Below are 9033 nucleotides of genomic sequence, written 5' to 3'. Positions count from 1 at the left end.
GGGGTGGGTCGTGGTCAGCGGGTCAGGAACTGCTCCCCGGAGTCGGGGACGGTACGGCCGTCCCTGTCGAAGTACTCCCAGAGCCTGGCCGTCTTGCCCGCCGGCCGGGCGACCACGGCCTCGCGCAGCGGCGAGTCGCCGACCGTGACCAGCGGCGGCTCGGTGACCGTACCGTCCGTCCAGGTCACCTTCACCCGGGCGATGTCGGGGCCCAGGGTCAGCCCGACGATCTCACCCGGGGCCACCGTGTCCCCCTTTCCCCGGGCGCCCAGCAGGCCGCCTGCGATGTACGTGCCGTCGCGGGGGTCCAGCTTGCCCGGTGCCGGGCAGGTGCCCGCGGCGTCGTGGCTCAGGCGGACCCCGTCCACCGTGAAGTAGGTGTTGGTGACGTCGGCGTCGGGATCGTAGTAGTGGTCGACGAACTCCTTCGTCGGCTTGTCGACCGCCGAGTCGTACGGGCTGCGCTCCTGCCACAGCGCCAGCGCCTGTTCGTACGCCCGCTCCCTCGGGGCCGTCGGCCACACCGCCCGCCACAGCTTCCACTGCTTGCCGTCGGGCGTGGTGCCCTCGCCGACCACCGCCCGCACCGGGGTGAACGGATCCCGTACGGGCGGGGCGGCGGTCGTCGCCGCCGGGGTCGCCGGAGTCGCCTGGTTCGCCGCGGTCGTCGGTGGGCCGCCGGTGCCTGAGCCGTGACCGGCGCCGGCCGGGACCAGCGGGTGGGAGGCGGCCGGCCCCGGCCGCAGCTCGGTGACCGCTCCGCCCGCCAGCACCACCACCGAGGCCAGCGCCAGCGCGCCGACCACCGTTCGGCGGCGGCGCCGGATCCGCCGCCCGCCCGCCAGGATCTCCGCCACCGGCGGCGGGCCGATCCTCGCCGCCGACGCCGCCTCGGCCAGGCCCAGCCCGACCCACAGGTCGGCGCCCTCGTCCGCGTTCGTGCTCATACCGCCCCTCCGATCCCGGTCCTGTCCTTCAGCTCCACCAGCGCGGACACCTGCCGCAGCCGCCCGATGCCCTTCGCCGCGTGGCTGCGCACCGCGCCCACCGAACACCCCATCGCCGTCGCCGTCTGGCTGTCGCTCAGGTCCTCCCAGTACCGCAGCACCACCGCCTCCCGCTGACGCGGCGGCAGGGTGGCGAGCGCGGCCAGCAGCGCACCGCGCTGATCCGAGCGGGCGAAGCCGTCCTCCGAACCCGCCGCGTCCGGCACCGCGTCCACCAGCAGCTCCGGCGGCCGACGGCGCCAGCGGCGGGCGTGCTGGTTCACCAGGATCCGCCGCACATAGGCGTACGGATCGTCCGCCCGGCGCACCTTCGACCAGGCCGCGCAGGCCTTCTCCGCGGCCGACTGCACCAGGTCCTCGGCCGCGTACTGTTCCCCGGCCAGCAGGAACGCCGTCCGCACCAGCCGGGGCCAGGCGGCGACGATGAACGGCTGGAACCCCTCGTCCCGAGCGCTCTTCGCTTCTCCCATGAGCACCTCCTCACCCACCCAGAGCCCGGGAGGCGCCGGAAGCGCTTACTCGGCCTTACCCGGCCATACTCCGCCCTGCTTGCCGCCTGCTTCCGGTCTGCTCCCCGCCTGCTTCCGGCTTCAGAGGTCCAGACCGCGGAGGTACCAGTCGTGCAGCGTCCCGTGCCCGTCCCGCACCTGCCCGGCAGGCCGGAACCCCGCCCGACGGGCCACCGCTGCCGACGCGGCGTTCTCCGGCTCCACCCGGATCACCGCCTCCCGGGCACCGGCCCGCGCCGCGTACCCGGAGGCCAGCAGGACGGCCCGGGTGGCCAGTCCCCGGCCACGCCAGGAGGGGTAGAGGCCGTAGGCGACGTTCACCTGGCCGGGGGCGAGGTCGCTGTGCTCGAAGCGGAGGTCGACCGTCCCCGCCAGCACGCCGTTCCCGCCGCCTCCGCTCCCGTCACCCGCGTGGTTCCCCTCGTTCCGCTCGTTCCCCCCGTCCGCCCTGATCCCGAACGCGCGCAGCGCACCGGCCGTCTCCCACTGCTCGCGACAGTGCCGGAAGTACGCCGCGACGCCCTCCGGAGTGCTGGGACCGCCACTCAGCCACCGCACCAACGCCTCGTCCTCGCCGGCCAGATGGGCCGCCGCGTCCTCCGGCCGCAGTGGGGACAGCGTGATCACTCCGTCGGACAGCTCAAGTTCGCGCATCCGGACATTCTTGGCGCGCCGCCGTCGGCCACGCCATCGGATTCCGCCGGAACTGCCTCGCGCCCGACCGGCCCCGCTGGCTACCATGCGCCGAATGATCCTCTCTCATGACGACTCAGGTACCGGACCGGCTGTTCTCCTGCTGCACTCCTCGGTGTGCGACCGGCGGATGTGGGACCCGCAGTGGCAGGCACTCCTCGACGCCGGCCACCGCGTCGTCCGCTGCGACTTCCGCGGCTTCGGCGACACCCCGCTCCCCGACGGGCCCTACGGCGCCGCGGCCGACGTGCTCGCCCTCCTCGACCACCTGGGCATCGAGACGACGGCCGTGATCGGCGCCTCGTACGGCGGCCGGATCGCCCTCACCGCAGCGGCCCTGCGCCCCCACGCGGTCACCGCACTCGCCCTGCTCGGCGCCGGCCGACCGGGCCACGAATCCTCCGAGGCCATGCTCGCCTTCGGCGCCCAGGAGGACGAACTGCTGGAGGCGGGTGACATCGAGGCCGCCGTCGAACTCAACCTCCGCACCTGGCTGGGCCCGGAGGCCGACGAAGAGACCCGCGAGTTCGTCCGGCGGATGCAGCGCCACAACTTCGACGTACAGCTGGAGGCCACTGGCGGCCCGGAGAAGGAGGAGGTCGACCTCACCCGAGTCACCGCCCCCACCCTCGCGATCGCCGGCGCCCACGACCTCCCGGACTTCCGCCACATCGCCGCCGAACTCCCCGCCATCCTCCCGAACGCCCGCCACCTCGAACTCCCCTGGGCCGGCCACCTCCCCAGCCTGGAACGCCCCGCCGAAGTCACCGCACTCCTCACGGACTTCCTGCGGGCGCCGTCGCCGCGGGTCTGAGCACCAGCAGGCCGCCCTGCCCGACCTCCCGACGGCCGTAGTGGCCGATGCCGGGCACCTCGGCCAGGCCGGGAAAAGGCCGGACTCGAACGTGTGTCGGGCGCATGATGGGTGGGTGCACTTCACTTCGGAGACCAGCGCGGACGGCGTCACGGAACGCCTCTTCGTCCATGACGGCGTGCCCGGCGTGCTCTGGCACCCCGCCGGATCGGCGCCCGGCGGACGGCCGTTGGTGCTGCTGGGGCACGGCGGCGGGCAGCACAAGCTGGGGCAGCGGGACCGGGCCCGGGGGTGCGTGGCGCGGTACGGGTGGGCGGCGGTGGCGCTCGACGCGCCCGGGCACGGCGAGCGGGAGCGCACCGCGCAGGACGAGCGGTTCGTCACCGAGATCGGGGAGTTGCTGGCGGCCGGGCGGCCGGTCAGCGCGTGGGTGGCGCGGTACACGGCGGCGCTCGCGGAGCGGGCCGTGCCCGAGTGGCGGGCGGTGCTGGACACGCTGGAGGGTCCGGACGGGACGGGTGGGGGCCTCGGGCCGGTCGGGTACTGGGGGTTGTCGCTCGGTACGGTGATCGGCGTCCCGCTCGCAGCGGCCGAACCCCGCATCGGCGCCGCCGTGTTCGGGCTGGCGGGCCACACCTCGCTGATGGAGCCGGCGGGACGGGTGGCCGTGCCGGTGCAGTTCGTCCTGCAGTGGGACGACGAGCTCCAGCCGCGGGAGGCGTCGTTGGCGCTGTACGGCGCCCTGGGTTCGCGGGAGAAGACGCTGCACGCCAATCCCGGGGGCCACCTGGGGGTGCCCGAGTTCGAGTCGGCCGCCGCGGAACGCTTCCTGCTCGGGCACCTCGGACGGGGAATCCCCGAGGCCCCGGCCGGACCGATTCCCCACGCAGGCCCGGAGGCGGCCTGACCGTCCGCGCGGAGGCCACCGCCGCATTCGGATGCGACCGCACCCGAAGTGGTCACGTTTCCATCACATGGACCCCGCGCCTCGCAGCATCCTCACAGCTTTCCCGCAGCTTCACGCGTCCGTATTGCCGGGATGGCCAGAATTTGTCGGGGATTGCTTGGCATGGTCGTATTCCGGCGATTGTCCACGGCGAGTAAAACTTCGCAAAGAATTGCCCTCGTCAACCACTTCGCCACACCGAAGTTTCAACAGAATGTTGCAGATCAGGGCCCATGTCGTCACGCTCGGTCGATTTGACGTAACGCCATGTTCCCATCCCGCTCACGAATCCGCAGGAGTACGGTTCCCCACGAATCGCCGAACGGGCTCCCGAGCAATCTCCCGAGCCCACTCGGCCGTACCGGGGAATTGGTGCGCCGTATGGGCCGTATGGGTCAACAAATGGGTGGGGAAGGGGCCCCGGAAGGGGCTTCCGCGGCCGCTCGTCCGATATCCGTCGAGTTGGCCGTCGAAGTCCTGCGCGGAGTCGCCGAGTTCGATTTCATGCCGTCCGCCGGGTGCGGGCTCTTCGCGCCGGGCGAGTCCGTCGGGCAGGGTCTGCTCGGCTACAGCGGCGTGCTGGTGGCGTTGGCCTCGTGCGGGATGTTCCTCGCCCCCGACGGCTGGAGCGCGGCATACGCCGTGCTCGGTGCGGCCGCCGCGACCGTGCTGACCCCGGCGGTCGGCGCGATCACCGAGCCGTTCGGCGGCCACGCCTTCACGTGGCCGTTCGTCCTGACCACCATGCTGTTCCTGGCGGCGGTACCGGCGATTCCCCGGCTGCGCCGGATCTGATCCCGCAGGCGCCCGACCCCGGTATTGCCACACGCCCAACTGTGCTTCATTTCATCGGACTCACATGACGTCGGTTTCTCGGAAAGGAGGAGTGGTTCCCGTGAATCTCTCCCCGCGTGAGATGGACAAGCTCTACATCTACGTCGTGGCCGATCTGGCCCGCAAACGCCGCGACCGCGGCGTCAAGCTCAACTACAGCGAGGCCTGCGCGCTGATCAGCGAGGCCATCATGGAGGGCGCCCGGGACGGCCGCACCGTCGCCGAGTGCATGGAGATCGGCAAGCAGGTCGTCAGCAGCGCGGACGTCATGCCCGGCGTGCGCGAGATGCTGCCGCTGCTCCAGGTCGAGGCCGCGTTCCTGGACGGCACCAAGCTGGTCTCCTGCCACGACCCGGTCGGTGCCTGAGCGATGACCGCACCTCAGCCTGCGGTCGTCGTCCTGGCCGGCGGGCACGAGAGCGACGGCGGCCGCGACCTGGCGGCCCTGGTCACCCCGCTCCACGGCGGGCCCGCCGGGCACGGCCCGGTCGTCCACGCCGCGGCACCCGCCGGACGGCCGCTCGCCGAAGCCGTCCGCTCGGCCCTGGCGGCGTGGGAGGACGCGCCGGTCTGCGTCGTACCGATGACCCTCGGACGGGACCCGAAGCTGGTCGCCGACACCGCCCGCGCCCTGCGCTGGCTCGCCGCCGGTGAGGCCCGCGGACGGCTGGCGCTCACCGCGCCCTTCGGTGCGGCCGAGCACCTGATCGGCTGGCTGCGCGCCGCCGCGGGCTCCGCCGCCGGGACCTCAGCCGCCACGACCTCCGCCACCACGGCCCCGGCCGGCAGCGGCGAGGCCGTCCTCGTCACCGCCCCGGCGGCCGGCCCGTTCGAGGACGCCGAACTGTTCCGGATCGCCCGCCTGGTCCGCCAGTACGGGCGGCACCGCCTGGTCGAGGTGGCCTTCGCGGGCGGCGACCCCGGCCCGGCCGAGGGCGTCGAACGCTGCCGCCTGCTCGGCGCGGACCGGATCACGGCCGTCCCGGCCTCCTTCGGTCCGGCCCTGCCGGAAGCCCTTCGAGACGGCGGTCTCCGAGACAGCGGTCTCCGAGGCCGCGGCGTACGGGACGGCGGCGTACGGGACGGCGGCCCGCTGCTGCGGCCGTCCGCGATCGCCGGCGTGGTCGCGGCCCGCACGGCGGCGGCGCTGCACCTGCTCGGCCACGGCGAGGACGGCATCCTGGCCGGCCTCGACGCCGAGCACGGCCACGGCTACGCCCACAGCCACGGCCCGGGCGAGGACCACCACGGCCACCACCACGGCCACCACCACGGCCACCCCCACAGCAGCAACCACCTCCACACCCCCACCCCCACCCCCGCAAGCACCCCCGCACACACCCCCCACTGAACCGGCAGAGAGGAAGCCCGACCATGTCTGGTGGCGCCGCATACCTGTACGGCGACGACCCGGTGGAGATCAACGCCGGCCGAGCCAAGGCCACGATCACGGTCAGCAACACGGGCGACCGGGCGATCCAGGTCGGCTCCCACTACCACTTCTTCGAGGCCAACCGCGCCCTCGACTTCGACCGCAACGCCGCCTTCGGCAAGCACCTCGACATTCCGGCCGGCACCGCGGTCCGCTTCGAGCCCGGCGACACCAAGGACGTCACGCTCGCCGAGTTCGGCGGCCACCGCCGCCTGGTGGGCTTCAGCAACCTCGTGGACGGCGGCGTCACCGCGCGCGACACCCGCGCCCGCGCCATCGACCGGGCGATCGCCCGCGGCTTCAAGGGCGCCAACCTCGACCACAAGGACGACGAGCCCTTCGCGGGCTTCCGGAACGAAGGCGACCGCTGATGGCCATCCTGTCCCGCAAGCAGTACACCGACCTCTTCGGCCCCACCGTCGGTGACCGTTTCCACCTCGCCGACACCAACCTGGTGGTCGAGGTCGAGCAGGACTTCAACCAGGGCCACTACGGCGACGAGGCCGTCTACGGCGGCGGCAAGGGCATCCGCGACGGCATGGCCCAGGACCCGGCCGCCACCGCCGTCCAGGGTGCGCTCGACCTGGTCATCACCAACGTCGTCGTGCTGGACCCGGTGCTCGGTGTCGTCAAGGGCGACATCGGCGTCAAGGACGGCTTCATCACCGCCGTCGGCAAGGCCGGCAACCCGCACACCCAGAGCGGGGTGCACCCCAAGCTGGTGATCGGCCCCGGCACCGAGGTGATCTCCGGCGAGCACCTGATCGCCACGGCCGGCGGCATCGACACCCACATCCACTTCATCGCCCCGCAGCAGGCGCAGGAGGCGCTGAGCAACGGCATCACCACCCTGATCGGCGGCGGCACCGGCCCGTCCGACGGCACCAACGGCACCACCTGCACGCCCGGGCCCTGGAACATCGGCCGGATGTACCAGGCGGTCGAGGACCTCCCGGTCAACGTCGGCCTGCTCGGCAAGGGCAACGGCTCGCTGCCCGGCGCGCTGCGCGAGCAGGTCGAGGCGGGCGTGTGCGGCCTCAAGGTGCACGAGGACTGGGGCAGCACCCCGGCCGCGATCGACAGCGCGCTCGGCGTCGCCGACGAGTACGACGTGCAGGTGGCCATCCACACCGACACCCTCAACGAGTCCGGCTTCTTCGAGGACACCCTGTCCGCGATCGACGGCCGCACCATCCACACCTTCCACACCGAGGGCGCGGGCGGCGGCCACGCCCCCGACATCATGCGGATCGCCGGCGAGCCCAACGTGCTGCCGTCCTCCACCAACCCGACCCTGCCCTACACCGTCAACTCGGTGGACGAGCTGCTGGACATGGTGATGGTCTGCCACCACCTCAGCCACGACATCCCCGAGGACGTCTCCTTCGCCGACTCCCGGGTGCGCGCCGAGACCATCGCCGCCGAGACGGTGCTGCACGACGAGGGCGTCATCTCGATCTTCTCCTCCGACTCCCAGGCCATGGGCCGGATCGGGGAGTCCTTCACCCGCGCCTTCCAGACCGCCCACCACTGCAAGGAGCAGCGCGGCAAGCTGGCCGGCGACAGCGAGCGCAACGACAACTTCCGGGTGCTGCGCTACCTCGCCAAGCTCACCATCAACCCGGCGATCGCCTCGGGCACCGCCGAGCACATCGGCTCGCTGGAGCCCGGCAAGCTGGCCGACATCGTGCTCTGGCCGATCAACTCCTTCGGTGCCAAGCCCAAGATGGTCATCAAGGGCGGCATCATCAACTGGGCGCTGATGGGCGACCCGAACGCCTCGCTGCCCACCCCGCAGCCCGTCTACTACCGCCCGATGTACGGCGCGTTCGGACGGGCCAAGCAGGCCACCCGGGTCACCTTCATGTCCCGGGCCGCCGTCGACCTCGGGGTGCCGGCCCGGCTCGGCCTGGACAGCCGGGTGCTGCCGGTGCGGCACTGTCGCTCGGTCGGCAAGCAGCACATGCTGCGCAACGACGCCCTGCCGAAGATCGCGGTCGACCCGGAGACGTACAAGGTCACCCTGGACGGCGAGCCCGCCACCATCGAGCCGGCCCGCGAACTGCCCCTCAACCACCTGTTCTACCTCGCATGAGCTGCCTCCCGGGAGACGGGCTGGACGCCCTGCTGGTCAGCCTCCAGCTGACCGACTCCGCCTTCCCCAGCGGCTTCTACACCCTCTCGCACGGTCTGGAGGGCTACGCCCAGGCGAAGGCCGTCACCGCCGACACCGTGCCCGAGCTGCTCGCCGACCTGCTGCGGCACAGCGTGGGGCCGTCCGACGCGACGGCGCTGGCGCTGGCCCACCGGGCGGCGTCGGAGGGCGCCTGGGAGCTGCTGGTCGAGATCGACCAGCGGCTGCACGCCACCAAGCTCAACCGCGAGCTGAGGCTCGCCGCCACCCGCACCGGCCGCCAACTCCTGGACATCGCCCGGGAGTCGGTGGGCGGCGAGCCGCTGGAGCGGTACGCGGAACTGGTCGCCGACAAGCGCGCCCCCGGCTGCCAGGCGGTGGCCGCCGGGGTCGCGTACGCCTCGGCCGCCGTACCGGTCGAACAGGCCGTCGCCAGCGACCTGTTCGCCTTCTGCACCAGCTTCGTCGGCGCCGCGCTGAGGCTGCGGCTGACCGACCACCGCAGGGCGCAGGTGGTGCTGCGGGCCGCCGCCCCGGTGATCCGGGAGGTGGTCGCGGCCGCACTGGTACGGGAGTCGGCCGACCTCGGGGGTTGCGTACCGGTCGCGGACGCGATGTCCGGGCGGCACGAGCGGGCCGAGGCCCGGCTGTTCGCAAGCTGAAC

At 72.8% G+C, this 9033-nt stretch carries 11 protein-coding genes; 8 read left to right on the top strand and 3 right to left on the bottom strand.

Translation table 11 applies throughout. The annotated features are described in order from the left end of the window. Positions 1-14: 14 nt before the first annotated feature. The 3 genes from ACZ6Z8_RS16750 to ACZ6Z8_RS16740 all read right to left on the bottom strand — a co-directional run bounded on the left by ACZ6Z8_RS16750 (position 15) and on the right by ACZ6Z8_RS16740 (position 2170). The gene (locus ACZ6Z8_RS16750; protein ID WP_465610355.1) at positions 15-947 is read right to left on the bottom strand and encodes a hypothetical protein; all 933 of its coding nucleotides are present in this window, start codon (positions 945-947) and stop codon (positions 15-17) included. Further along, positions 944-1477: a SigE family RNA polymerase sigma factor gene (locus tag ACZ6Z8_RS16745; protein ID WP_465610353.1), complete on the bottom strand. Its 534-nt coding sequence runs from the start codon at positions 1475-1477 to the stop codon at positions 944-946. Before ACZ6Z8_RS16745 ends, ACZ6Z8_RS16750 begins: the two co-directional genes overlap by 4 nt. Before the next feature lie 120 nt (positions 1478-1597). Further along, positions 1598-2170, bottom strand: coding sequence for a GNAT family N-acetyltransferase (locus tag ACZ6Z8_RS16740; protein ID WP_465610351.1), 573 nt, complete (start codon positions 2168-2170; stop codon positions 1598-1600). A gap of 94 nt (positions 2171-2264) precedes the next feature. On the opposite strand from ACZ6Z8_RS16740, the gene ACZ6Z8_RS16735 reads away from it, so the two are divergent. The 8 genes from ACZ6Z8_RS16735 (at position 2265) to ACZ6Z8_RS16700 (ending at position 9031) form a co-directional block, all read left to right on the top strand. Then, positions 2265-3023, top strand: coding sequence for an alpha/beta fold hydrolase (locus ACZ6Z8_RS16735; RefSeq protein ID WP_465610349.1), 759 nt, complete (start codon positions 2265-2267; stop codon positions 3021-3023). Between the two features lie 115 nt (positions 3024-3138). Further along, positions 3139-3930: a dienelactone hydrolase family protein gene (locus ACZ6Z8_RS16730; RefSeq protein ID WP_465610347.1), complete on the top strand. Its 792-nt coding sequence runs from the start codon at positions 3139-3141 to the stop codon at positions 3928-3930. A gap of 501 nt (positions 3931-4431) precedes the next feature. Further along, positions 4432-4764, top strand: coding sequence for an urea transporter (locus tag ACZ6Z8_RS16725; RefSeq protein ID WP_465610345.1), 333 nt, complete (start codon positions 4432-4434; stop codon positions 4762-4764). A 100-nt stretch (positions 4765-4864) separates the two neighbouring features. Further along, positions 4865-5170 carry an urease subunit gamma gene (locus ACZ6Z8_RS16720; protein WP_465610343.1) on the top strand — a complete coding sequence of 102 codons (306 nt, stop codon included), beginning with the start codon at positions 4865-4867 and terminating at the stop codon, positions 5168-5170. A 3-nt stretch (positions 5171-5173) separates the two neighbouring features. Then, complete coding sequence (locus ACZ6Z8_RS16715; protein ID WP_465610341.1) at positions 5174-6154, top strand: sirohydrochlorin chelatase family protein; 981 nt, start codon at positions 5174-5176, stop codon at positions 6152-6154. Between the two features lie 23 nt (positions 6155-6177). Further along, a complete protein-coding gene (locus tag ACZ6Z8_RS16710) occupies positions 6178-6606 on the top strand; it encodes an urease subunit beta (RefSeq protein WP_465610340.1) in 429 nt (142 codons plus the stop codon). After that, a complete protein-coding gene (gene ureC, locus ACZ6Z8_RS16705) occupies positions 6606-8330 on the top strand; it encodes an urease subunit alpha (RefSeq protein ID WP_465610338.1) in 1725 nt (574 codons plus the stop codon). Before ACZ6Z8_RS16710 ends, ureC begins: the two co-directional genes overlap by 1 nt. Then, positions 8327-9031, top strand: coding sequence for an urease accessory protein UreF (locus ACZ6Z8_RS16700; protein ID WP_465610336.1), 705 nt, complete (start codon positions 8327-8329; stop codon positions 9029-9031). Before ureC ends, ACZ6Z8_RS16700 begins: the two co-directional genes overlap by 4 nt. Positions 9032-9033 lie beyond the last annotated feature (2 nt).

Source organism: Kitasatospora sp. NPDC101108 (genome assembly GCF_055584725.1).
Note: the sequence above shows the minus strand (reverse complement) of the source record. Positions and strands in the feature narration are given on the sequence as shown.